The 23,889-nt window shown below is 56.6% G+C and carries 19 protein-coding genes and 1 rRNA gene; 16 read left to right on the top strand and 4 right to left on the bottom strand.

Annotation, left to right across the window (positions count from 1 at the left end; all coding sequences use genetic code 11):
* Window positions 1–92 precede the first annotated feature (92 nt).
* Complete coding sequence (locus DMP05_RS07935; RefSeq protein WP_123219940.1) at window positions 93–1,340, top strand: 4Fe-4S binding protein; 1,248 nt, start codon at window positions 93–95, stop codon at window positions 1,338–1,340.
* Window positions 1,341–1,492: 152 nt separating this feature from the next.
* On the opposite strand, the gene DMP05_RS07930 is transcribed toward DMP05_RS07935, so the two are convergent.
* A complete protein-coding gene (locus tag DMP05_RS07930) occupies window positions 1,493–3,112 on the bottom strand; it encodes a helix-turn-helix domain-containing protein (RefSeq protein ID WP_123219939.1) in 1,620 nt (539 codons plus the stop codon).
* Between the two features lie 238 nt (window positions 3,113–3,350).
* Between DMP05_RS07930 and DMP05_RS07925 the strand changes: the two genes are divergently transcribed.
* From DMP05_RS07925 to DMP05_RS07885, 9 genes are all read left to right on the top strand, one after another.
* Window positions 3,351–5,843, top strand: a complete 2,493-nt coding sequence (locus DMP05_RS07925) for a DMSO/selenate family reductase complex A subunit (RefSeq protein ID WP_123219938.1) — start codon at window positions 3,351–3,353, stop codon at window positions 5,841–5,843.
* Window positions 5,844–5,874: 31 nt separating this feature from the next.
* Entirely contained in the window at window positions 5,875–6,501 is a 627-nt protein-coding gene (locus DMP05_RS07920) for a 4Fe-4S dicluster domain-containing protein (protein ID WP_123219937.1), read from the top strand.
* A 94-nt stretch (window positions 6,502–6,595) separates the two neighbouring features.
* Window positions 6,596–7,231: a 4Fe-4S dicluster domain-containing protein gene (locus tag DMP05_RS07915; protein ID WP_311718467.1), complete on the top strand. Its 636-nt coding sequence runs from the start codon at window positions 6,596–6,598 to the stop codon at window positions 7,229–7,231.
* A 21-nt stretch (window positions 7,232–7,252) separates the two neighbouring features.
* A complete protein-coding gene (dmsD, locus tag DMP05_RS07910; RefSeq protein WP_123219936.1) occupies window positions 7,253–7,960 on the top strand; it encodes a Tat proofreading chaperone DmsD in 708 nt (235 codons plus the stop codon).
* A gap of 107 nt (window positions 7,961–8,067) precedes the next feature.
* On the top strand, window positions 8,068–8,931 hold the full coding sequence (locus DMP05_RS10200) for a dimethyl sulfoxide reductase anchor subunit family protein (protein WP_123219935.1): 864 nt from the start codon (window positions 8,068–8,070) through the stop codon (window positions 8,929–8,931).
* A gap of 20 nt (window positions 8,932–8,951) precedes the next feature.
* Window positions 8,952–9,086, top strand: a complete 135-nt coding sequence (locus tag DMP05_RS10195) for a response regulator (RefSeq protein WP_280176486.1) — start codon at window positions 8,952–8,954, stop codon at window positions 9,084–9,086.
* Window positions 9,087–9,397: 311 nt separating this feature from the next.
* Window positions 9,398–10,219, top strand: coding sequence for an amino acid ABC transporter substrate-binding protein (locus tag DMP05_RS07895; protein WP_123219934.1), 822 nt, complete (start codon window positions 9,398–9,400; stop codon window positions 10,217–10,219).
* Between the two features lie 123 nt (window positions 10,220–10,342).
* Complete coding sequence (locus DMP05_RS07890; protein WP_221182927.1) at window positions 10,343–10,981, top strand: amino acid ABC transporter permease; 639 nt, start codon at window positions 10,343–10,345, stop codon at window positions 10,979–10,981.
* A 344-nt stretch (window positions 10,982–11,325) separates the two neighbouring features.
* Entirely contained in the window at window positions 11,326–12,096 is a 771-nt protein-coding gene (locus DMP05_RS07885) for an amino acid ABC transporter ATP-binding protein (RefSeq protein WP_123219933.1), read from the top strand.
* Window positions 12,097–12,547: 451 nt separating this feature from the next.
* On the opposite strand, the gene hpf is transcribed toward DMP05_RS07885, so the two are convergent.
* Both hpf and DMP05_RS07875 read right to left on the bottom strand, forming a co-directional pair.
* Complete coding sequence (gene hpf, locus DMP05_RS07880) at window positions 12,548–13,114, bottom strand: ribosome hibernation-promoting factor, HPF/YfiA family (protein WP_123219932.1); 567 nt, start codon at window positions 13,112–13,114, stop codon at window positions 12,548–12,550.
* A gap of 245 nt (window positions 13,115–13,359) precedes the next feature.
* Window positions 13,360–15,000, bottom strand: a complete 1,641-nt coding sequence (locus DMP05_RS07875; protein ID WP_123219931.1) for an amidohydrolase — start codon at window positions 14,998–15,000, stop codon at window positions 13,360–13,362.
* Window positions 15,001–15,165: 165 nt separating this feature from the next.
* On the opposite strand from DMP05_RS07875, the gene nhaA reads away from it, so the two are divergent.
* Together nhaA and hisS are read left to right on the top strand one after the other, a co-directional pair.
* Window positions 15,166–16,758: a Na+/H+ antiporter NhaA gene (gene nhaA / locus DMP05_RS07870; protein ID WP_123219930.1), complete on the top strand. Its 1,593-nt coding sequence runs from the start codon at window positions 15,166–15,168 to the stop codon at window positions 16,756–16,758.
* Between the two features lie 112 nt (window positions 16,759–16,870).
* On the top strand, window positions 16,871–18,259 hold the full coding sequence (hisS, locus tag DMP05_RS07865) for a histidine--tRNA ligase (RefSeq protein WP_123219929.1): 1,389 nt from the start codon (window positions 16,871–16,873) through the stop codon (window positions 18,257–18,259).
* A 97-nt stretch (window positions 18,260–18,356) separates the two neighbouring features.
* On the opposite strand, the gene DMP05_RS07860 is transcribed toward hisS, so the two are convergent.
* Window positions 18,357–19,124, bottom strand: coding sequence for a class I SAM-dependent methyltransferase (locus DMP05_RS07860; RefSeq protein WP_123219928.1), 768 nt, complete (start codon window positions 19,122–19,124; stop codon window positions 18,357–18,359).
* Between the two features lie 140 nt (window positions 19,125–19,264).
* Here DMP05_RS07860 and DMP05_RS07855 point away from each other — a divergent pair, with 140 nt between their 5' ends.
* From DMP05_RS07855 to DMP05_RS07840, 4 genes are all read left to right on the top strand, one after another.
* Complete coding sequence (locus DMP05_RS07855; protein ID WP_123219964.1) at window positions 19,265–20,647, top strand: amidohydrolase family protein; 1,383 nt, start codon at window positions 19,265–19,267, stop codon at window positions 20,645–20,647.
* A 3-nt stretch (window positions 20,648–20,650) separates the two neighbouring features.
* Window positions 20,651–20,839 carry a CASC3 protein CASC3 gene (locus DMP05_RS07850; protein ID WP_114614533.1) on the top strand — a complete coding sequence of 63 codons (189 nt, stop codon included), beginning with the start codon at window positions 20,651–20,653 and terminating at the stop codon, window positions 20,837–20,839.
* A gap of 246 nt (window positions 20,840–21,085) precedes the next feature.
* A complete protein-coding gene (locus DMP05_RS07845; RefSeq protein ID WP_123219927.1) occupies window positions 21,086–23,176 on the top strand; it encodes a glutamine synthetase III family protein in 2,091 nt (696 codons plus the stop codon).
* 622 nt (window positions 23,177–23,798) lie between these two features.
* A 16S ribosomal RNA gene (locus DMP05_RS07840) occupies window positions 23,799–23,889 on the top strand; the annotation flags it as partial.

Here is a 23,889-nt window from a genome sequence, read left to right as displayed (position 1 = left end):
CGTCGCATGCACCCTGCGATGGGGCGTGTATTGCGTTACCATACATATGGTTCGCGTATGCGAATAATTTTGGCCGCGAATAAGGGGGATTCATGGCTCTTGTCGATAATGTTGCACTTTACGCGCTGGGCTATGCTGCCCACGAGAGCCATCCTATGCGCCTTGACCAGTATTGCTTGAATACGGTGCAGCGCAAATATCCCTGTTCCGATTGCGCCGATGCATGCCCGAAAAACATCGATATCGCCGCAAAGGAAATCAGCTGGCGCGGTTGCACGAATTGCAATCTGTGCGTTACGGCGTGTCCTACGCAGGCAATCCATGAATCGTCGGCGAGCCTCGATACGGCTCTTGCGAACGCCGGCAGCGCAGGCGACGTTGTGGTGGTGGCGTGCGATCAGCATAAAGGCCAGGCCAACGTTCGCGCGCATTGCTTGGCATCGATTCCGTGGGAGCTTGTGGCAGCGCTTGCGCTGAAAAAGCCCGTGGTGCTCAAGGTGAAGGCATGCCGCGAATGCCAGAACGATGATCTTCGCGAAGGCGTGCATGACCTGATCAGCAGCTTGAAACGCTTTTTTGGCCCGGAGGAATTCAAGAAACGTATTCATTCTCGCGTACCCGAAGGGGCGCATGCGGGTTCGGGCGCATCGAAGCGCACGGCGTTCGAGGGTGCGATGTCTACCGTGAAGCGAGGCGCCGAGGAACTACTGTCCGATATGGACGAGCAGGGCCGCGTGTCGCACTACCGCGCCATTTTGCTTGAAACGTTGCGCGAAATTCCCGAGGAAGAACGCCCCGAAGTCACGTGGCTCACGCTTACCGAAGACGGCAATTGCCGCGGATGCGAGATTTGCTCGAAAATGTGTCCCCATGGCGCGATTGAGCTGCGTATTCCCGAATATGCTGCGGAGCAAAAGCGCCGCGAGGTCGAGCGTGAAGTGAAACGCCGTAAAATTCCCGTGATTATTGAGCCTTCCGGGAGTGATTCGAGCGACGAGGTTTCGTTTACCTACCAAGCTGCTCCTGCCGGAACTTCGACTCAGGCGCTGAACGAGGCGAAAGAGGCGGCTCTTGCCGCCATCGACGAAGAGCTCGCGCGCAATATATCGCTTGGCCAGGCGTTCGTGCATGACGCGTCGCGCTGCACCCAGTGCGGTTTGTGCTATATGAGTTGCCCCGAAGAAAACATTGGCGGCTGGGCTGAAATAACCACGCGCAAGCTTCCTGCGAAAGTCGAGCATGACCTTGCGGTTCAGCTATGCGAAAAGTGCGGTCGCCCCTTCAAGCCGAAGGCTGACGAAACCAAGTGTACCGCCTGTTCAAGGGTGAGCTTCCTGTAATCGTTTTGCCGGCGACAAACCTGTTAAATGCTCGTAGCGTTTAACAGGTTTGTTGAAGCGGCCGGTTGCGGCGATGGAATGCGCGGGGGCGCAGTGTTGGATTTGCCGCTTTTCTGACGCGGCATTCTCGCGGGCGTGTTTTGTCTGCGCGGCTAAAGCGTGGGATCAACTGTGCTCAGCAGTTCGCCAAGTTCTTGGCGCGAGTGGATATCGAGCTTTGTGTAGATGTGTTTGCTATGCGTGCGCACGGTATTCTCGGAAACGAAAAGCTCTTCGGCAATCGCGGCAACGCTGCGTCCACGAGCGATAAGCTCGCATACCTCAGTTTCGCGTGCCGAAAGACCGTAGTCTCGTTTAAGCACCAAACATTGCTTTGACAGACGATCAGTAATAACAAGCCCATCATCGCCTATAGGGCGCCGCGTTTTTGAGGGCTTTTTGTCGGATTGTCGTCCACTGTGTTGGAGAGATCCGACAGGTGCGTCTGCGGCTCCTTCTTCGCTTTCTATGGGACTCTTGGAGAACATTGCCTCTTCGGGGGCTTTCCATGCCTTTCCGCTTGTGAGCTCAATTTGGTCATCGCGTCGCGGCGTTCCGTTTTTTGACGGTCCCAAAAGCGTGCCTGCCGAAAAATACAGTGACATGCCGAGTGCATATGCGGCGAGCATGGAAAGAATTGCGGTTTTCCCTATGCCCGTTACGTCGATATCGAGCGTTATCCATCCTAAGATGAATCCGAGTGCTTGAGGCACGTATGCGCATGCTCCAAAAAATGCATAAGCGAATACAGGGTTTGTGCCGCGGTCTCGTGCGATTTGGGCACTCTGCATCATGAGGACGAGCACCATAATCGAAAATACTGTGTATGCGACGCTGGCGAAGAGCGTAAGCCCCGCTCCTTGTGCAAAAGGGAAAAGCAGTAAGCCTGTGAACATGATGGGATATACCGCGCGAAACGCCGACCTGAGGCTAAATTGGAATGGGAACCAGCGCCATGCGACAATCAAAAAACCGCATGCAATGAGCACGCCTGCCATGGATGTCGTGTTTACTGCGATTTGAATATCGGGTTCCACAATGGCAACGCCTCGTGCCAGGCCGGCTGCGAAGGCAAGCGCCCCCAACCCGCCGGCTGATCGCCAGAAGTTGTGGAGCATACGCGCATATACTTGTGGATGTTCTCGTGGAATATCTTCGAACATCGATTGGTCGAAGTCCATCTCGCGCACCGAAAGAGATAGGCACAGCGCGCAAATCGGCAGAAGCACCACGGGAATGAGAAATGCGGTAAGTGAATTGGGAATCAAGTAGAGCATGAAATAAAGCAGGGAGCCAAAAGCGGTTCCAGCGATAAGCCTCCAGTTGCACTCAGGTGCAGAAATCGAGGAAAAATAACGTTGCCAAAGCATGAAAATGCCCGCGCATCCCACGCCGAGGAATGCGCCTCCGGCAACGATGAGGCCGAGCGTGAACATGGGAACGTACATGACCGCGATGATAAAGCATGATCCTATGAAAGCGAGTGAGATGGAGAGAGTGACAAGCATTCGTCGTGCTGCGGAGGGCACGTAGTATGATCCAAATGCGCTCGCGACATACGATGCGCAAAACGCCAACGACTGCGAAAGGTAGAACGTCAGGGTGACTTCTTGCGTTTGAAAATCGGTCGGCAGAAACGGGAATACGCCGCCCCAAATTTGAGTTGCATACACCACAAGAAAAATCGCGAAGCCCGCAACGGAGGCGTGCGGTGCCAACGTCGATTTCCCCATGCTGAATCCTTCCTGCGTATGTCATGCGATTAATGAGAGATTGCTCATTTCAGTGTGCCTATCGATCGGCTCTCGCGCAAGCGCAAATGCCCTTGAATTTTGCCATTGCATGCGTAATTGCACGAAATCACATGTGGGGTGTGATGCGTTCATCTGGTCTTTTCCCGTACGGTAGCAGCACGATGCATGGCTCCTATGTCATGTGGGCTTGAAGGGAAACCTGAAAGAAGGGGGAAAGATGAGCGAGAATGAGAAGCGTGGCTTTACGCGTCGAAACTTCGTAAAGGGGTCGTTCGCGGGCGCTGCGGTGGCCGCAAGCGCACTGGGCGCTAGCTCAATGTTCGGCTGCTCGCCGGCGGGAGACAAGAAAGGCGAAGGCTCCGCTGTTGAAGCAAACGAGGCCATCGCGTGGAGCCAGTGCAATGTCAACTGTGGTGGCAACTGTGTTTTCCAGTGGCATTCCAAAGACGGCAAAGTGCAGTATATGGAAACCGACAATACGGGAGACGACGATTTTCAGGCACGCGCCTGCCTGCGCGGTCGCTCCATGCGTCGTTGGCTGAACAGCCCCGATCGCCTGCTGTACCCGATGAAGCGCGTTGGCAAGCGCGGTGAGGGCAAGTTTGAGCAAATCAGCTGGGATGAAGCAATTTCGACCATTGCCGATAAGCTGAAGTACACCATTGAGACCTATGGCAATGAAGCCATTTATGTAAACTATGCAACGGGCATGCATTCCACGACGGGCAAGCAGCCGGGCTTGCGCCTGTTGAGCCTTTTGGGCGGATATGTAAATCAAGGTTACGACTACTCTACGCACATGCTCTCGGCTGCTATGCCGTATATGTACGGCAGCTCCGCGAATCTTGATAAAGATGGTAACCACGTTACGCTTGGGAAGCCGGCGACGGCGTTCAGCTGCTATGATGCGGTAAATGCGAGTTCGTTTAGCGAGGCTGAAGCGAATTCCGACCTTGTGGTGATGTTCGGCAACAGCCCCGCGGAAACGCGCATGGGTGGAGCCAACGCCGTATGGGATTTCGCGCGTGTTCGCGAGGCCGTAACTGGCCGCGGTGGCAAGATCGTCAATATCGACTATCGCATGAATGAAACCGCGTCGGGCCATCCCGATGAATGGCTGCCTATTCGCCCCGGAACCGATGCCGCGCTTGTTGCGGGCATCGCACACGAGTGGATTGCCAATGGCCAGGTGAATAAAGAGTTCCTGGACAAATATACCGTCGGTTATGATGACGATACTATGCCCGAAAGCGCAAAGGGCCAGAACAAGTCGTACAAAGATTACATTATGGGTACTGGCTACGATATGGTCGAAAAGACTCCCGAGTGGGCTGCGACCATTACGCAAATCCCCGTCGATACCATTCGCCAATTGGCGTCCGACTTGGCTGCCGCAAAAGCTCCGTTTGTGTGCCAGGGCTGGGGTCCTCAGCGCCATACTAATGGCGAAGACACCACGCGCGCTATTTGCATGCTTCCTATTTTGTTGGGTCAAATTGGCCTGCCTGGCACCAATACCGGTCAGCGCGAAGCCGAACCGCCCGTATACCTGGTTGGCAGCCTTCCGTCGAAGAATCCGGTGAAAACCACCATCCCTGTATATCAGTGGGTTAACGCTGTCGACCACGGTCATGAAATGACCGCAACCAATGCCGGCATCATGGGCGCTGAAAAGCTTCAGAGCGATTTCAAATTTATCTGGAATTATGCGGGCAACTGTTTGACCAATCAGCATGACGATATCAACCATACGCACGACATTCTTGTTGATGAATCCAAATGCGAGTTCATTTTGGTATGGGATACCGTTATGACCGATTCTGCGAAATACGCCGACATCCTCCTGCCCGATGCCATGCGTTCCGAGCAGCTCAACATGCAGACTCAGGGTTACTCCGAATGGTATACGGGCGTTACGGTCGGCGGTCCCGCCCAGGAAGCTCCAGGCGAATGCCGTAGCAGCTACGATGTGTGCGCCGACATCGCCGACAAATTTGGTAAGAAAGATGAGTTTACCGAAGGCCGTACACATGACGACTGGGTTAAGTATCTCTATGAGCAGGGCCGCGAGGCTCATCCCGAAATGCCAACATGGGACGAAATTCGTGAACAAGGCGTTTACAAGGCGAAGCTTGAGCCCGTCATTGGACTGAAAGATTTCCGCGACGACCCCGAAGGCCACCCGTTGGCCACGCCGTCGGGCAAGATTGAGATTTACTCCGAGGCGCTTGCCGGTCTGAACGATACGTGGGAGCTCGCCGAAGACGAGCATATCAATCCCATCCCTGTGTTCACTCCGGGCTTCCAGGGTTATGGCTCCACGACCGATGAGTATCCGCTGTATTGCACTGGCTTCCATCACAAGAGCCGCACGCACAGCTCCTACGGATTCATTCCCGAGCTTGAGCAAGTTGCGCGCCAGCAACTGTGGATCAATCCCGCCGACGCTGCGCCTCGCGGTATCGCTAACGGCGACATGCTCGCTGTTAAGAGCCCTGCGGGCGAGATTCGTATCGAAGCCAAAGTCACGCCGCGTATTATTCCTGGTACGGTTGGCATTCCGCAGGGCGCATGGCACAAGGCTGACATGTCGGGCGACAGGATTGACGAGGGCGGTTGCGTGAACACGCTGACAACCTACAAGCCCACGCCGCTGGCCAAGGGCAACGGCCCGGCGCATTCGATGATCGTCCAGGTTGCTAAGGCGTAAAGCGCGAGCAAGAAAGAGGGGGAATTGAAAAATGGCTTACGGATTTTATTTCGATAGCACGCGCTGCACGGGCTGCCGTACCTGCGAAATGGCGTGCAAAGACTATCACGACCTGTCCACCGAGGCGGCTTTCCGTCGCGTGTTCGACTACGAGGGCGGCGAGTTCGTCGAGAATGCAGACGGCACAGTGACCGCCACCACGTATGCGTATCACTTGTCTGAGGCATGCAATCACTGCGAAAGCCCGAAGTGCTTTGCCGCATGCCCCACGGGTGCGATCGAGAAGGACGAAGACGGCATCGTCTATATTAAGGAAGACGTATGTACTGGTACGGGCGCCTGTGTGGACGCCTGCCCGTTTGGCGTGCCCATTCTGGTGAAGGAAAAGAACAAGGCCGTGAAGTGCGACATGTGTCGCGACCGCATCGCCGAGGGCAAGCGCCCCATCTGCGTCGAGGCCTGCCCGCTGCGCGCTCTTGAGTGGGGCGATTTGGACGAGCTGAAAAAGGCGCACCCCGATGCGGTGCACGCCATCGCGCCGATGGCCGACCCGTCCATCACCAACCCGAGCGTTATCATCAACGCCTGCCCGGCCGCAAAAGAAGTCGGCGACACCACGGGCGCTGTGGCGAACGAGAAGGAAGTTACGTTTGCATAAGCAAGGGTAGCTGGTCGAAAGCCTCGCGTATCAGCGCGAGGCTTTTGCCGTATTATTGGAAAGCTGTTTTATAACGCAAGGGGGTGCGGCAATCTTGTACGGGTTTTTCTTCGACAATTCGCGATGCACGGGTTGCCGCACGTGCGAGATGGCGTGCGTCGATTTCAATAATCTTTCGGTGGGTCGTAGATACCGCCGTGTAATCGATTACGAGGGCGGATCGTGCGAGCTTGCCGCCGATGACACTGCGAAAACCACAGCGTTTTGCTACCATGTGTCGCTTGCGTGCAATCACTGCGCCAATCCCGAATGCGTGCACGTGTGCCCTACGGGTGCCATGCATAAAAACGAACTCGGCCTGGTATGTGTCGACGCGCATAAATGCATCGGTTGCGGATATTGCACTATCGCGTGTCCGTATCATGCCCCGTCCATCGATCCTGAAGCGCATCAAAGCTCAAAGTGCGATGGGTGTACGAGCCGCGTGGAGCAGGGCAAGCGTCCCATATGCGTGGAAGCGTGCCCTCTGCGTGCGCTCGACTTCGGCGAGGTGGACGACTTGCTTGCGCGCCACACTGACACAACGAGCGATGTGGTGCCGTTGCCTTCTTCGGAATACACGAACCCGAATTTGTATATGAGGCTGTCGCCGGCTGGCGAATCGACGCGCATGGGCGATGGCTTTATTGCGAACTCGCAGGAAATTGAGAATAATCACGAAAATTCGTAGTGCTGTGCTGGAGGGGCGCTCATGAACGTGCAACAAAAATCATATTCGCGCGCGAAGGCGGATGGGACGCTTGATTTGCTTGGCGACGCAGAGTTTCTCGAGGCATATGCTGCGACGGCGAAGCTTCTGGGGACGTGTTTTGCTTATTCGCCGAAAGAAGAGGCATCGATGCGTGCTTTAGCGGCGATTCGCTCGATGGATGTTGCTTCCGACTGGCCGTTCGATGCCGAAGCGGAAGAAGGCACGACCGGTGAAACGAGTATGCGCGCTCAGGCGGCGTCGCTTATCGAAGACGGCTTGAGCGAAGACGAAGCTTCGCTTGCGCAGGAATATCAGCGCTTATTCGTAGGGCCGGGTCATTTGGCGGCTGCTCCATGGGGGTCGGTTTATTTGGATCGCGACAAAGTGCTCTATGGCTGCTCGTGGGTCGAGCTTCGCGCCTGGATGCGCGAGCATGATGTGGTCGTCAAATACGACGAGCACGTTCCCGAAGATCAAATAGGGCGCATCCTTGTGTTGTCCGCCGAAGTCGCATTGCAAAAACGCGAGCTTCTTCCTGAATTACTCGGCAACCATATGTTGCCCTGGGCGGGGCATTATTTCAACTTGTTGCTGGCCGACGCTCGCCTTGCAACCTACAAAGGTTTGGCGCAGCTTGCGCACGCGACGATTACCGACGTGCAAATGCTATTGGGAATAACGCCCGCCAATCGCAGGCTGTATCGTTAACGTATGCCGAGAATTCGGCTTGGCGTCGCTCGGAATCGGCGTCGTAGCGTGTCAATGCTCAGAGCGTTTAGCATGTTTTGCGGGATGTGGACGAAAGGATTCGAGGCGTGTTTGACGGAGGATTCAGCGCTACTTCGCTGGCTGTTTTCACGGCCCTTGCGCCTGCGGGCGCAGTGGCGTTTGCCTGCTTGGCGGCGTTTCTGCTGGTCAATCGTTCGCAATCGCGAGATTGGCGTGATGTGCTTGCGCACCTTCTTTTCATCCCCCTCGCTATTGCTTGGGCTGGATTCATCGCGTCGGCTACGCATTTGGGCACGCCGGCGAACGCGTTGCATGCTATTAATGGGCTGGGGCGTTCACCGCTTTCTAACGAAGTGGTGTCGGCCGTGGCGTTTTTGTTCTTCGCCGGAATGGCGTGGATGTATTCCTACCGCGAAAAGCCGAAAGCGTCTGTGATGAATGGCCTGCTGGCGATCTCGATTGTATGTGTGATTGTTATGCTGTTCCATACATCGTTCGCGTATTCCATCGCCACGGTTCCTACGTGGGATACGTGGCTTACACCGGCCAATTTATGCGCGACGGCTTTGTTGTCGGGCCCGGCGTTGGCCACAACGGTGCTGCAGGCGGCTCGGGTGCGTGCGGGAAAGTGGCCCTATGCGCTTTTGCTTATAGCTGTGGCTGCGCTTGCTGCGGGCACGGTGCTGCTCGTATGCCATATGAATTTCTTGGGTACCGTCGGCAATAACGTAACGCTTGCCTCGGCTCTCGTCCCAAATTATGGCTGGCTTATTGCCGCTCATGCGGCGCTCGCAATATGTGGTCTGGCATTTCAGCTGCATGGTCTGCGCTTGGCAACGTCGCGCACGCGTGGTCCGGTGTTTTCCGTAATCGGCTGTGCCGTGGTCATCATTGCGGCTTTGTTGGCGCGTTTCCCCTTTTACGATGCATATCTGTCGGTAGGGTTCTAGAGCGTAATAAAAGATACGTCGTGGGAGCAGTGGCAGGCAGCCAAGCGCTTGAGAAATTCGCCAATGTGAAGCCCGATCTTGTGATTCTTGACATTATGATGCCTGGGCTTGATGGTTTTGAGGTGCGCGGGCTTGGATACCGCTTGGGCGATTAGCTTGTCTCAAAGAGTGCGGCCCAGGAACTGGGAGGCAGCTCATTCGTCGGTCGCTTTTGTGCTTTAGGGGCCGAAATTACGTGAGATGGCGGTGAAGGCCGATTGCGAAACCGACTTTCATGGAGTGATATGCCGTTTGTCGGTGGTTATTTGCGCCGTTTGCGCTTTAGTACGCCGCCGTGCTAAACTATCTCTCGCATTGAGCACTTTAGCACGCTAAAGTGCTCCAAAGGCAGTCGCCACGCTGCCAGAAGGGAAGGGCGCCGGCAACAAGCCGTCGCGAACGATAGATTGTCGAAGAGGTATTTCATATGAAGAAGAAATGGTCCCTTATCACGGCAGCCGCCGCAGCGCTCGCGCTTGCTGGCTGTATGCTCGCCGGTTGCGGTTCGAACGATGCCGCCAAAGATTCCGCGAATTCCGACACCACCAAGCTCATCGTGGGCTTTGATCAGTCGTATCCGCCGTATGGCTTCGTCGGCGACGACGGCAACTACACCGGTTTTGACCTCGACCTCGCCACCGAGGTCGCCAATCGCAATGGCTGGGACATCCAGCTTGAGGCCATCGATTGGGATGCGAAAGACACGCTGCTCAATTCCGGTGCTATCAACTGCATCTGGAACGGCTTCACCATGGAGGGCCGCGAAGACGACTACACCTTCACTGATCCGTACATGCTGAATGCTCAGGTTGTTGTTGTGAAATCGAGCTCGGGCATCAAGAGCCTTGACGATCTTGCGGGCAAAAACGTCATCACTCAGACCGATTCCGCCGCCCAGGAAGTGCTCGAGGGCGATAAGGCCGACCTCGCCGCGAAATTCGCGCAGCTCGAGACCATTGGTGATTACAACACCGCATTCATGCAGCTCGAGTCGGGCGCCGTCGATGCTGTCGCTTGCGACCTGTCCATCGCCCAGTACCAGATGTCTGCCAAGCCCGGCGTGTACACCCAGCTTTCCGATGAGCTTTCCAGCGAGCACTACGCCGTCGGCGTGAAGAAGGGCAACACCGAACTCGCGCAGAAGATCACCGACACCCTGAAAGCCATGAATGAAGATGGCACCGTGAAGCAGCTGTGCGAGAAATATGCCGACTATGGTCTGAGCTACGAGAACTGGATTCTGAAATAAGATAGAATCGGTTGAAACATATGCGAGGCGTTTGGCAAGGCGCCTTGTGGCGGAATCGCGGGCGGGGCAATCCGTTCGCGATTCATGCTGTTAAGAGAGAGGATCGCCGTGGATATTTCCACTATGCTCGCCATGCTGGGTCAAGGTTTCGTGGTTACCCTGCAGATTTTCTTCCTCACGCTTTTGGGCTCATTGCCCCTTGGCGTGTTGGTTGCGCTTGGCCGTATGAGCCGCGTCAAGCCCCTTGCGTGGCTTATACGCCTGTACATTTCCGTCATGCGCGGCACGCCGCTCATGCTGCAGATGTTCTTCATCTACTTCGCGCCGTATTACCTGTTCGGCATGGATTTGTCCACCGATTCCAAGTTCAATGCGACCATCGTGGCATTCATCATCAACTATGCGGCGTATTTCGCGGAAATTTATCGCAGCGGCATCCAATCCATTCCGCGCGGCCAATACGAAGCCGCCGAAGTGTTGGGCTATTCGCGCGTGCAGACGTTCATGAAAATCGTGCTTCCGCAGGTCATCAAGCGAATCTTGCCTGCAATGGGCAATGAAATCATCACGTTGGTGAAAGACACCTCGCTTGCATTCGCCATCGGTGTGGCCGAGATGTTCTCCACGGCGAAGGCGCTCGTTGCATCGCAAGTCAGCATGCTGCCGTTCGTGTTTGCGGCCGTATTCTACTGGGTGTTCAACTTCATCGTCGAGGTCGTGTTGAATAGGATCGAGAAGAAGCTCGATTACTACCACGACTAAAAGTTGCGCCGTTCTGCGAACGGCGCAACTGCTCGATGCCGCGCGACAATCCGGACGGCATCTTGCCCAGCTAATCTGGGCGCGCCCGCTCGGGCGCAGCAGTTGGAGATTGAACATACCATTTAGGAATGTTCAACATCGCGCGCGTATCGAAGCAGGTAAGGAAATGTAGGCGCTCGCGCGCTGGCATGCGCGGAACAAAACTTCGCTTCTCTTAAACTGGTTTTATTTTAAAAACCGCAAAAGCGAAGCGTGACGCATAGCAAGCAAAGTGAGCGGTAGGAGCGCTGCGCTTTGAGCGGCGCATGCCAGCGCGTGAGCGCTGGCGGGATACGGAGGTCACTATGGCCGAAAACAAACCGGTCGTGCGCCTGTCGCACATTAAGAAAAGCTTCGGCGATGCCGAGGTGCTGAAAGACATTTCGCTCGAGGTGAACCCGGGCGAGGTTGTTGCCATTATCGGTCCGTCGGGCGGTGGCAAATCGACGCTTTTGCGTTGCGCCACGCTGCTCGAAACGTTCGATGCAGGCGAGCTTTCCTATGGCGACCTTGAGGTCGCGACTATGCAGAATGGCAAGGCGGTTTATGGCAAAAAAGACGTGCTTCGCGCAGCGAAATCGCGCTTTGGCCTTGTGTTCCAGAACTACAACTTGTTCCCGCACTACACGGTACTCAAAAATATTATGGATGCGCCCATTGCTGTGCAAAAGCGCGATAAGGCCGATGTTGAACGCCAAGCCCGCGAGCTCATCGCGAAAATGGGCCTCGATGGCAATGAAGGCAAGGTTCCTTGCGAACTTTCGGGCGGACAGCAGCAACGCGTTTCCATTGCTCGCGCATTGTGCCTGAACCCCGATATCGTTTTCTTCGACGAGCCCACCAGCGCGCTCGACCCTGAGCTTACCGCCGAGGTGCTGAAGGTCATCAAGCAGCTCGCCGCTGAGCATATGACCATGGTCATCGTGACGCATGAGATGTCGTTTGCACGCGATGTTGCCGATCGCATCGTGTTCATGGATGGCGGCGTCATTGTTGAAGAGGGCCCGGCTGAGCAAGTCATCAACAATCCCCAGCACGACCGCACGAAAGCATTCCTCAATCGCTACGACGACTAGGCTAGAGCATCTTGCTGCTTTGTCGCGCGTCAGAACTTTGACGTCTGCATCTTAGAATCGCGATATGCGCAGATAAATACGCAGTTACCCGAGTGCTCGCAAATTAGAAAGCCCCTAACCTGGAGTTTTATAAACTAAGGTCAGGGGCTTTCTCGTTGCCTAGAGACTCGTCTGCGCATATCGCGATTCTAAGATTGAGGGTTGCTTGATGTGTTAAATGCTCGGAGCATTCAACACATTCCGCTTTTGCATAAAAGAGCGCGAAGTGCGTACCCTTGCTTTAATAAGTTCTTTTGCCGGTTCGGCGAACAGGTGTTTTACGAACGGTTTTGCCGCGTGTTGGCGACAATCGGGCATTAGGGTATGCGCTTCGTGCAGTTTCTTGCAAAAAAAACGGAAGGCCCCGGAGCGAACTCCAGGGGCCTTCCGCCTCCAAGGGTTGGATGGCAAGTTATTCGGCCTTCGGCTTCAACAGGCCATAGCCGCCTTCGGTGCGGCGATACATCACGTTGACCTCGTTGGTGTCGCGATCGGTGTACACCAAGAAGTCGTGGCCCAGAAGGTCAATCTGAATCATGGCCTCTTCCTCGGTCATGGGCGTGAATTCGATTTCCTTCACACGTACGACTTCGTCGTCGGCGGAAAGCTCGGCCATAAGCTCGTCGAGCGAGGCGCCGGTGGGCTCGATTACCTGGTCGACCTTCAGAGTCTCACGCATGCGGTAGTCGATGACGCGAGTCTTGTACTTGCGCAGCTGGCGCAGCACCTTTGCGGCGGCCACGTCGATGGCGGCGTACATGTCTTCCTCGTGCTCTTCCACGTGAATGGTGTGGCCCTTCGGGCGAATGGTCACTTCGCAGATGCAAGGAACCGCGCGGTTTTTCTCGACACGCAGAACGACTTCGGCCTTCGGAATGTCGATGCTCAGAACCTTCATCGCATTGCCGATTTTTTCAACGGCGTAGTCGTTGAGCGCGTCGGTGATGGTGACTTTGCGACCGATGACAGTGACTTCCATGATTTACCATCCTTTCCCTTGTGCGCTCGAGCCTTAATTCCCCACTCGAGCGATTTTGCGGCGATGGCGGCGCCGCACGCGGGGGCTCAAACGAGCCGAATCCCTAGCGAATGAACTCGCTTTCTGGCTCATATGGTAGCGCACTTGGCGGACCAAAACGGCGAGGCGTTGCCATCTCGTGATGCGACCTGCGTCCACGCGGCGGGGCGTATCTATGCGTCCTGTATAACGCACCCGGGCGTGTCTTACGCTTTACGTGAATCGAACACGGGGCGGCCCGCTAAAAACGTCGCGATCGCGTGCGTTTCGAGCATGAGCTCGGGGCACTGTTCGGCATCGACGAGTGGGTTGCGATCGAACGCGGCGATGTCGGCCCACATGCCTGCTGCGAGTTTCCCAATTTCATTTTCACGTCCTGCGGAAGCGGCGGCCCCGGCCGTGTAGGCGCGAATTGCGTCGGCGGCGGAAATGCGCTCGCTCGCAAGCCACCCACCCGTCGGCTCGTGCGTTTTCGCATCTTGCCTGGTGACGGCTGTATAAATGCCCGACCACGGATTCACGTCTACGACGGGCGAATCGGTGCCGAACGCGAGCGTTGCGCCTTCGCGTAAAAACGACGCGAATGGCCACATTACCTCGCAGCGTTCATCGCCCAAATCTCGCTCCGGGCCGCCTGGGTCGAGCGTGATGTGCGGCGGCTGAACCGACGCCACGATCCCCGTCTTCGCAAGCCGCGCGACGTCGGGCTCCTTCATGTTCTCTAGGTGCTCAATGCAGTGATGGCCGATTGCGGGGGCGCCGAATCGCGCGTTCGCCTCTTCGAAAATGTCAATCGCCTGCGTAATGGCCTCATCGCCGATGGCGTGAATGCGCACGGCGAACCCGCGCCGCGCCGCTTCCATCACGTAATCGCGCATAAGCGCGGGTTCCACGGTGGGACGCCCGCAATCGCCTTCGAAATGCGCATTGGTGTAGGGTTCGGCGAGCCAGGCGGTATGCTGGCTCGAAACGCCGTCGAAGAATTGTTTGAATCCGCGCGCTTGCACCAGGGGCCCGCGCAATTCGTCGCGCATGCTTTCGAAACGAGAAACGTCGCGCGTAAGCGTGGGGAAGAGGTGTGCGCGGCACGTGAGTTGGCCGCGGCCTTCGAGCGTGCGATAGATGTCGTCCCGTACGAAATCGAGCCCGGGTTCGGCGGAAAGCGCCATATCGCAGATGCTTGTGATGCCGAGGCTTGCAAGCCTCGCGAGAAATCCCTGATAGGCGCCAAGAATCTCCTCATCGGAAAACGTAGCCATGATGCGCGGCATAAGCGCCATAGCCGCGGCTTCGCGCACGATGCCCGTGAGTTCGCCTTCTTCGTCGACGTCGTAGCTGCCGCCGGCTGGCGGCACGCTCTCGCGTGAAATTCCCAGTTCGCGCAGTGCGCACGAATTCAGCCACAGGGTATGGGCATCGCCGGAATACAGGGCGACGGGGCGGTTGGGGAAGGCGGCGTCAAGCGAGGCTTTGCTTGGCAGCACGGGCGGGTTCCATCGGTACTCGCGCCACCCTTGCGCCAAAAGCCAGCCATGGGGTTTGCGCTTGGCAAGGGGAGCAAGCCGTGCGACGCAGTCGGCTTCCGATTCGCCCAAAAACATTTCGGCCAAAGGGCTCGAGTACAGTGCCGAATGGAATGCGTGCACATGTGCATCATGGAAGCCTGCGCACAAGAATGCGTCGCCAAAATCTTCCACGCGCGTGGAGGGGCCGATGAATGCCTCTGCCTCGCCCTTCGGTACCACGGCGCAAATAAGCCCACCCCGTACGCAAATCGCCAAGGGAAGAGCCTCATCGCTCGTGCCCGTGAACACGTTTTCGCTCATAAAGACCGATTCTGCCTGCATGCGTTCCCCTCTCGCGCATATTTCGTGGTGCGGAGCAACGGCTGGGCAACGTCCGAGCGGTTCCCCGCGAATGCTGCGGCTATAATACTGCTTCCGAAAAATAATGCTTTCGTTGCTTTTGAAAAACCCTGTCTTCGAAAACGGAAAAAACCAGATTGGAGCAGCATGGTAAATAACGCCTCGCCCCATAACGCCGACCAACCCCTTTTCATTGAGGAAGTGCAAGGTCATCAGGCTCGATATACCAAAGTCATCGAGCTTACCCATTCGGCCACGAAAGCGGCGAGCGTTATGCTGCTCGCCGCCATTGCTGCGCTTGCCATTGCGAATTCGGGTATCTACGGCCAATTCGAGCACCTCATTCACACGCAGATTGGCTTCGTTGTGGGCGATTCGATTTCGACCATGTCGATTGCGCACATCATCAACGACATTCTCATGGCAGTATTTTTCCTGCTCGTGGGTTTGGAAATCAAATACGAGATGACCGTGGGCGAGCTCACGAACATTCGCCAGGCCATTTTGCCCATCGTTGCGGCATGCGGCGGCGTGCTCGCGCCTATTGCTATTTATGCTGTTTTCAATTTCCAGAGCCCCGAAACGCTTGGTGGTTGGGGCGTTCCCACCGCGACCGACATCGCTTTCGCGCTTGGCATTATGGCGCTCTTGGGCAATCGCATTCCTGTTGGCGTGAAGGTGTTCCTCTCCACGCTTGCCGTGGCCGATGACATCATCGCCATTATCGTGATCGCCGTATTTTATGGGCACACGCCCGATTTCATGTGGCTTGCGGCAGCTGTCGTGGTTATGTTGGCCCTCGTCGCGCTCAATAAGTCGCACGTGTACTCGCTCGCGCCTTACCTTGCGCTGGGCGTGGTGCTGTGGTTCTGCGTTTTCTCGAGTGGCGTTCATTCGACCATCGCTGGCGTGCTGCTCGCATTTACCATTCCGTCGGGCTCGCGCGTTAACCTGAAAGGCTTCGTCGCCTGGTCCGATAAGAAAATTCGTCAAGCGGAAAACGCGTTCGACCCCAATGAGCCGGTGCTTGGCCAGAAAGACTACATTCGCAACGTGAGCAATCTCTCGTCGGTGTCGCGCCTGGTCATTCCGCCTGCTACGCGCCTTGAGCACAAGCTGTACCCGTGGGTGTACTTCGCCATTTTGCCGCTCTTCGCCCTCACGAACGCCGATGTTGCCCTTGCTGGCGCCGATATGGGTGCCATCTTCACGAGCCCCGTCTTTTTTGGCGTGTTCTTCGGCCTGCTCATCGGCAAGCCCGTGGGCATTCTGCTGTTCAGCTTCGTTGTCGTAAAGCTGAAAATTGCCAGCCTGCCTGAAAACGTGAACTGGCGCCACATGGCTGGTGCCGCGGTGTTGGGCGGCGTGGGCTTCACCATGGCGATTTTCGTGGCGAATCTCGCCTACGATTCTGAGCTCGCGGTTACTACGGCAAAGGCCGCGGTTCTTTTGGCCTCGACGGTCGCGGGCGTTGTCGGCTTCCTGCTGCTGCTCACCGAGGCCCGTCGCAGCGCAAGTGCGGGTGTGGCGTTCGTTGCGCTGCCCGCCGATGGCGAAAACGTGACCCACGATGGAGCCGAGGCTCGTCGTGGCGCCCGCGCAATGCGCGATTCGTTCGACGAGGCATCTCTCGCTGAAATCGACCGCTGCAAAAATGATGGCTGCACCCACGAGGTAGTGGCTCGTCTGCGCGACGCTCGCGGTACCCAAACCGGCCGCGAGCAATATGGCCGCAAGTAGCTAACTGCGATGCGTGTTCTTTCGCGGTAGCGTCTCGGGGAATATACGGCGTGCGGCAGGGTGGTGATACAATTCTTTTTTCAGGAAACACCTGTACGACGAAGGATATTTCATGGCATACAACGCACCTGAGGGAACTGCCGACATGCTTCCCGCCGCCGCGCGCCTGTGGCGCTCGACGGTCGATTCTGCGGCAAAGCTGTTTGGCACGTATGGCTACGAGCCCATTTACACGCCGCTTTTCGAGATTACCGATGTGTTTACGCACGGTATTGGCGAAGCGACCGATGTGGTGGGCAAGGAAATGTTCGTCGTGCGCAGCGGCGAGAACTACAAGCGCGCGCTTGCTGAAGGCGACGATTCCAAACTGAAATCGAAGCAGAAGCTTTCGCTTCGTCCCGAAGGCACGGCGGGCGTTGTGCGTGCCGTCGTTCAGCATAATCTCGTTGAGCAGGGCGCCGCTCCTGCAAAGCTGTTCTATGCCGGCCCCATGTTTCGCGCCGAGCGTCCCCAGAAGGGGCGCCTGCGTCAGTTCCACCAGATCGGCGCCGAGTGCCTCGGCTCTACGGAGCCCACGGCCGATGCCGAAATGATCATCATGCTCATGCGTTTCTTCGAGAAGATGGGCGTGCCTATGGGGAAAACGCGCCTGCTTATCAATTCCATGGGCGATGACAACTGCCGTCCTGCATATCGCGAGTCGGTGCGTCAGTTCATTTTGGACCACGAAGGCGAGATGTGTGAAGAGTGCCGCCGTCGCGCCGACACGAATCCATTGCGTGCGTTCGATTGCAAAAACGAGGCATGCGCGCACGTGATGGAGAATGCTCCGAAAATCACCGACCATCTTTGCGACGATTGCCGCGAGCATTATGAGCAGGTCAAGGCCCTGCTCGATGCTGCTGGCGTGAAATATATTGAAGACCCCACGCTTGTACGCGGTCTCGACTACTACACGCGCACCGTGTTCGAGGTGCAGGTTGTTGAAGGCATGGGTTCGCAGAGCGCTATCGGTGGCGGCGGGCGCTATGACAAGCTCGCTGAAATCGAGGGCGGCCGTCCCACGCCGGGTCTCGGCTTCGCTCTTGGCTTTGAGCGCATGGTGCTTGCCCTTGAAGCGGCCGGCACGCTCGCCGATTCTCCGAAACGCGTCGACGGCTATATCGCCTGCGTTGATCCGTCGGTTCGCGCCACGGCCTTCGATTTGGTGTGCGCCGCCCGCGATGCTGGGCTTTCGGTTGAGATGGATCACCAGGGCAAGAGCTTGAAGAGCCAGTTCAAGATGGCCGACAAGCTTGGAGTTCGTGTTGTTATCGTGCTCGGCCCCGACGAGCTCGCTCAAGGCAAGGCGCGCGTTCGCAATATGTCGACCCATGCGGAGCGCCTGGTCGACATCGCCGCGGCGAAGCGCTTGCTCGCACAATTTGGCGGCAACTTGGTCGGTGGAGGTGCTGCCCCCGTTTCCATCGACGCGCTTTTCGATGCTGAAGGTGCAGAATAAGGCGAGTCGAACACGTCCACCAAAAACAAAGCCCGCTCAACCGAGCGGGCTTTTCTCGTAAATCTACCTTTGCTTCCTTCGGCCAAGTCCAGGTCGATTATTTGTGTCCCGTATGCACAGCCACGATACCTCCGGCGTAATTCTTCCAGCTCACATCGCTGAATCCTGCATCGCGCAGCATTTGGGCGTAGTGTTCCTGGTCGGGGAACGCGCGAATTGAGTCGGCCAAGTATACGAAGCTTGGGCGATCGTGCGTGAATACTTGCCCCCAGAATGGAATCATGACTTTCAAATAAATGTGGTACAGGAAACGCCATACCGCATTCGGTGGGGTCGAGAATTCCAGGCAGGCGAAGGTTCCGCCCGGCTTCAGCACGCGGTGCACCTCGCGCAGCGCCTTCATGCGGTCGGGGATATTGCGAATGCCATAGGCCATGGTCACGGCGTCGTATGAATTGTCGGCGTAAGGAATCTCTTGCGCGTCGACAACCTCGAAATCAATCGGAACGCCGCATGCGGCCCCTGCCGCCTCGCGCTCGCGGGCAACGTCGAGCATTTCAGGTACGAAGTCGGTCAGCTGAATATGCGCCGGGGGGCGACGGCTTGCCGCCATATAGCTCACATCGCCTGTGCCGCCCGCCAAATCGAGCAAATCACTTTCGGGCGTGAGGTTTGCCGCGTCGACGGTTTTGCGCAGCCAGCCCTTGAAAAGACCGAAGCTCGATACTGCGTTGAATCGCGCGTATTGCTTCGCAATATTGCTGAAGATATGCTGCACGCGCTCTTCCGAAATTTCGGCGGGCGCTTCGGCTCCGGTGGCGGTGTCAACCACCCGTTCTTCGGCATGCTGGGCTTCGCTGCTCATAGGTCCTCTTTCTCATGGGCGTCGCAAAAAAGCGGCGCGCTTGTTTCCATTCAGTAAAAAACGGCGGTGACTTTTGCCATGTACCGTGATTTTGCTCGGCTGCAAAGTATAGCCGAATCCATGATGCTATTATGTTCACCATGCTACTCTGTGCCGAACATATCATCCCGATTGCAGGCGAGCCCATCGATGATGGCGCAGTGCTCGTCCGCGACGGAAGAATCGTGGAGGTCGGCGGCGCGCAGCGCATGAAGGCGCACTATCCACAGGAGGAAGTGCGTGACTTCGGTCGAAGCGCGATCATGCCGGGTTTCGTCGATTGCCATACCCATCTCGAGTACACCGCACTGCGCGGTATTGTGCACGATGTGCCCTATGCCGAATGGCTTGTGACCGAGCACGCTAAGGCCGACATGATGTCGCGCGACGATCGCTACGATTCCGCGGTCATCGGCGGCATGGAAATGATTGCCGGCGGCGTAACCACGGTTGCCGACTTCACGAGCACGGGCGCGTCGTTTGAGGCGGCCCAAGATGTCGGTTTGCGCGGAAAGTTCTATCGCAGCGTTGGCGCGACTTCGAAATCGCAGGTCGATACCGCGATTGAAGAAGCTGTTGCCGATATCGAGCGTTGGCGTTCTGAGGCCGATTCCGACCGCATGCAAATCGGCATTGCACCGAAGGCCCTGCACGCATGCCACCCCACTATTTTCAGCAAAGTGAACGAGGTCGCCGAAAAGCTCGACCTTCCCGTTGCGATGCACGTGGCTGGTAGCTATGAGGAATATAGCTACATCATGCGCGGCTCTACGCCTCTGTCGGTGCGTGGCATCGAAACGGGCGGCGATGCGCTTACCGATCGCCCTATGTGGCTCCCGACGGGCGTTACGCCTGTCAGCTATGCGCTCAACTGGAACGCCTTCAATAGCCACGATGTGCTTGCTGCGCATTGTGTGCACGTTGACGACAATGACATCGCGAAGCTCAAAGAGCATGACGTGGCCATTTCGGTGAATACGCGCTGCAATGCGCAGCTCGGCATGGGCTTGGCTCCGCTGCCCACGTTCCTTAAATCGGGCATTCGCGTTGGCTTGGGCACCGACTCTCCTGCCGCGACCGATTCTTCGGACATGTTCATCGAGATGCGACTGGGCATGCTCATCCACCGTTCGGTCGATCGCGATGTATTCCTTACCGCGAAAACCATGCTCGAGCTTGCCACAATCGGCGGCGCCCGTGCATTGCATATGGAAGACGAGATCGGAACCCTCGAGCCTGGCAAACGCGCCGATATTACGGTGGTCGATTTGTCTGGTTCGCGTCAGACTCCGCTTGTCGACCCCGTTACGGCGGTCGTTGAAGGCGGCGCTGCGGCTGACGTCATGTTCACCATGGTCGGCGGCAAGCCAGTTTACGAGCGCGGAAGCAAGTGGGACGTGCGCGGCAATAAGTGGGAAATGCTCATCAATCCCGCGGAGGCTCGCGAGCGCGGCATGCAGATTCGCGGAAAGCTGAGGGATTAACGAATGGGTCAAAAGCTTACGGCCAAGCAGAAGGCCGCAAAGGTTGAGGCTGCTCGACAGCGCGAGCTGCAGGAGCAGAAACGTCGCGAAGCGGCGCAGCGCACCAAGAAGATTTTCACGGTTGTCGTGTGCATCATCTTGGTGTTGGCGCTGGGAGTCCCCACCGTCGCCATTATGGCAATGGGTCTCTAGCATCGAATACGAGGTCGGCGAAAGCCGGCCTCTTTTCGTTTGTGGCCGATTCCCCTTGTATGCGGGATGGGAAAGCTTTGCGCGGGGGCGGCGCACCCCGCGCCTTTGCCGTCCGAAAATTCCGGCCCGTGAGTTTCAAAGAGCGAAACTTCCGCGTAACCCAAGCGAAACACAGCGCCCATAAGGTGGAAGGGTCACAAAAAGCAAAGGTGGTCGCGCGAGCGGCCGCGAAGCGAGGAGGCCCGTATGTCCCAGCTTACTGAGCGTTTCGGCACCCTGGTTTTTTCCGACCACGTGCGAAAGCAGTATCTTCCTTCCGACATATATAAGAAGCTCAACAAGACCATCGAAGATGGTGAATCTCTCGATCTCGATGTGGCGAACGCGGTCGCGCACGCGATGAAGTCGTGGGCCATCGAACACGGTGCCACGCATTATGCGCACTGGTTCCAGCCGCTTTCTGGCATTACGTCCGAAAAGCACGACAGCTTCCTTGAACCGAACCACGATGGAACGGCAATCGAGAAGTTTTCAGGCAAAGAGCTCATTCAGGGTGAGCCCGATGCATCGAGCTTCCCCAATGGCGGCCTGCGCGCAACCTTCGAAGCACGCGGTTATTCCGCATGGGATCCCACGAGCCCCGCGTTCATTAAAGATGAGGTCCTCTGCATTCCTACGGCATTCTGCTCGTATACCGGTGAAGCGCTCGATAAGAAAACGCCGCTTCTGCGCTCTATTACCGCGCTCGACCGCGAAGCCAAGCGCGTGCTGGCGCTGTTCGGCAAAACCCCGAAAAAGGTCGTTCCTTCTGTGGGCAATGAGCAGGAGTACTTCCTTATTAAGAAAGAAGACTACGCTCGTCGCAAAGATCTTGTGATCACGGGTCGCACGCTGTTCGGCAATACGCCATGCAAGGGCCAGGAGCTTGAGGAACATTATTTTGGCGCGATTCGTCCCACGGTTTCCGCCTTCATGAAAGACCTCGACGATGAGTTGTGGGCGCTCGGAATTCCCGCCAAAACCAAGCACAACGAGGTCGCCCCGTGCCAGCACGAACTCGCGCCGGTGTATGCCGAAGTCAATGAGGCGATTGACAACAACCTCGTCATGATGGAAAAAATGAAGCTGCTCGCTTCTCGTCATGGTTTGGTGTGCCTGCTTCATGAGAAGCCTTTCGAAGGCATCAACGGTTCGGGCAAGCACAACAACTGGTCCATCGGCACCGAATCCGAGAATCTGCTCGATCCGGGCGAGACCCCTGCAGATAACCTGCAGTTCGTCGTGTTTCTCACCTCTGTCATCGAAGCGGTTGACGACTACCAGGATTTGCTGCGCATGAGTGTTGCGAGCTGCGGCAACGATCACCGTTTGGGTGCGAACGAGGCTCCTCCGGCGATTATCTCTATCTTCTTGGGCGATGCGCTTACCGAAGTGGTCGAGAAAATCGCCGACGGCAAAGCTTCCGTGCACGCGAAGCACGGCATGCTCGATTTGGGCGCCGATGTGCTTCCGAAGATTAAGCAGGACAACACCGACCGCAACCGTACGAGCCCCTTTGCCTTCACGGGCAACAAGTTCGAATTCCGTGCGCTCGGCTCTGAGGCCAATCCGTCCGATTGCAACATGGTGCTCGACTGCGCCGTGGCAAAATCGCTCAAGAAATTCGCCGATACCCTCGAAGGCGTTCCTGCTGAAGAGTTCGGCGAGGCGGCCCTTGTATACTGCAAGAAGGTGCTCAACGAGCACAAGCGCATTCTGTTCTCGGGCAATGGTTATGCTGACGAATGGCATGTTGAGGCCGAGAAGCGTGGGCTGTGCAACTACAAGACCACGGCCGATGCGATGCCGTGTTTCGTTTCCGACAAGAGCATCGATTTGTTCACGAGCCTCGGCGTGCTCACTGAAGTCGAAGTGCGCAGCCGCTACGAAGTGAAGCTCGAGAAGTACACGAAGCTGCTCAATATCGAAGCAACGACGATGATTCGCGAAGCGCGCCGCACCTATCGACCGGTCATCAGCGCCTATGCGACCAAGGTTGCCAAGGGCCTCGAAACGGTAAAGGGGGTAGGCATCGAAAGCGCCATGCAGTGCGAGCTCAATACGCTCAACAAGCTGTGCAATGGAATCACAACCATCAATGATTCTATCAAGGCGCTCGATGCGGTGCATCAGAAGGCAGAGGCCATCGACGACCCTCAGGAAGAAGCGAACTGCTATGCTCATGAGGTCGTCCCTGCAATGGCAAGCTTGCGTACCGCGGTCGACGCCATGGAAGAGCTCGTTGCCGCCGACTACTGGCCGGTGCCCACGTACGATGACATTCTGTTCTATGTCTAGCATTCAATAGAAGAGGCGTGAACGCGCGGTTTGAAGAGCGACCTATAGAGAGATATATAAAGTGAGAATATGGCTGGCGCCGAAGAAGGTGCCAGCCATATTCATAGAGTGCGGCGAAGGAAGCGGAGGCAAATGGTCGGCAAAAGCGGGGCTCAATCCCGGAGGGTTGCTCCCGTGAGACAGGCGAACTTCTTAGAAGTGGAGGCGTAGTTTACGCGCTCGAACCTCGGTTGCTTAGCGTATCGAGGGCGATAGGAGACTTATGAAGAGGTATTCACATCTTAAGAAGAAAGGCGGGGAAGAGTAACTAATGTGATTTACCAGGCAAAACAAAAAAAAGCGCCTACGGTAAATCAGACATATGCAAAAACTTTTCGACCAAAAAGTAAATTAATCCTTGACCCTATGAGTTCAAGTCCGTAATATACATTCCTGCGCCAAGCGGGAACGCGAAGCGCACGGCGGGCCGCAGGCCCCGCCGGGAACCTTGAGAACCGGATACTGTGGATGGAATTTTACGAAGCCAGACAGGGCTTCGGGGCATGAGCCCCGAAGCGATCATATGGACCCTGATTCAATTTTTTAATTAACTAGGATTCGAAGCCCCTCGGGGCTTCGGCTTTCCACGGAGAGTTTGATCCTGGCTCAGGATGAACGCTGGCGGCGCGCCTAACACATGCAAGTCGAACGAGTAAGACGCCTTCGGGCGTGGA

Source organism: Slackia isoflavoniconvertens (genome assembly GCF_003725955.1).
GTDB classification, from domain to species: domain Bacteria; phylum Actinomycetota; class Coriobacteriia; order Coriobacteriales; family Eggerthellaceae; genus Slackia; species Slackia isoflavoniconvertens.
The sequence above is the reverse complement of the archived record's forward strand: the minus strand, read 5'-3'. Positions and strand labels throughout refer to the sequence as shown.

Coding starts and splice junctions, on each gene's coding strand:
- nhaA (WP_123219930.1), top strand. CDS start 15,166: ATGGTAAATAACGCCTCGCCCCATAACGCCGACCAACCCCTTTTCATT.
- DMP05_RS07860 (WP_123219928.1), bottom strand. CDS start 19,124: ATGAGCAGCGAAGCCCAGCATGCCGAAGAACGGGTGGTTGACACCGCC.
- DMP05_RS07890 (WP_221182927.1), top strand. CDS start 10,343: ATGCTCGCCATGCTGGGTCAAGGTTTCGTGGTTACCCTGCAGATTTTC.
- hisS (WP_123219929.1), top strand. CDS start 16,871: ATGGCATACAACGCACCTGAGGGAACTGCCGACATGCTTCCCGCCGCC.
- DMP05_RS07920 (WP_123219937.1), top strand. CDS start 5,875: ATGGCTTACGGATTTTATTTCGATAGCACGCGCTGCACGGGCTGCCGT.
- DMP05_RS07885 (WP_123219933.1), top strand. CDS start 11,326: ATGGCCGAAAACAAACCGGTCGTGCGCCTGTCGCACATTAAGAAAAGC.
- DMP05_RS07895 (WP_123219934.1), top strand. CDS start 9,398: ATGAAGAAGAAATGGTCCCTTATCACGGCAGCCGCCGCAGCGCTCGCG.
- DMP05_RS07850 (WP_114614533.1), top strand. CDS start 20,651: ATGGGTCAAAAGCTTACGGCCAAGCAGAAGGCCGCAAAGGTTGAGGCT.
- DMP05_RS07930 (WP_123219939.1), bottom strand. CDS start 3,112: ATGGGGAAATCGACGTTGGCACCGCACGCCTCCGTTGCGGGCTTCGCG.
- dmsD (WP_123219936.1), top strand. CDS start 7,253: ATGAACGTGCAACAAAAATCATATTCGCGCGCGAAGGCGGATGGGACG.
- DMP05_RS07875 (WP_123219931.1), bottom strand. CDS start 15,000: ATGCAGGCAGAATCGGTCTTTATGAGCGAAAACGTGTTCACGGGCACG.
- DMP05_RS07935 (WP_123219940.1), top strand. CDS start 93: ATGGCTCTTGTCGATAATGTTGCACTTTACGCGCTGGGCTATGCTGCC.
- hpf (WP_123219932.1), bottom strand. CDS start 13,114: ATGGAAGTCACTGTCATCGGTCGCAAAGTCACCATCACCGACGCGCTC.
- DMP05_RS07855 (WP_123219964.1), top strand. CDS start 19,265: ATGCTACTCTGTGCCGAACATATCATCCCGATTGCAGGCGAGCCCATC.
- DMP05_RS07845 (WP_123219927.1), top strand. CDS start 21,086: ATGTCCCAGCTTACTGAGCGTTTCGGCACCCTGGTTTTTTCCGACCAC.
- DMP05_RS07925 (WP_123219938.1), top strand. CDS start 3,351: ATGAGCGAGAATGAGAAGCGTGGCTTTACGCGTCGAAACTTCGTAAAG.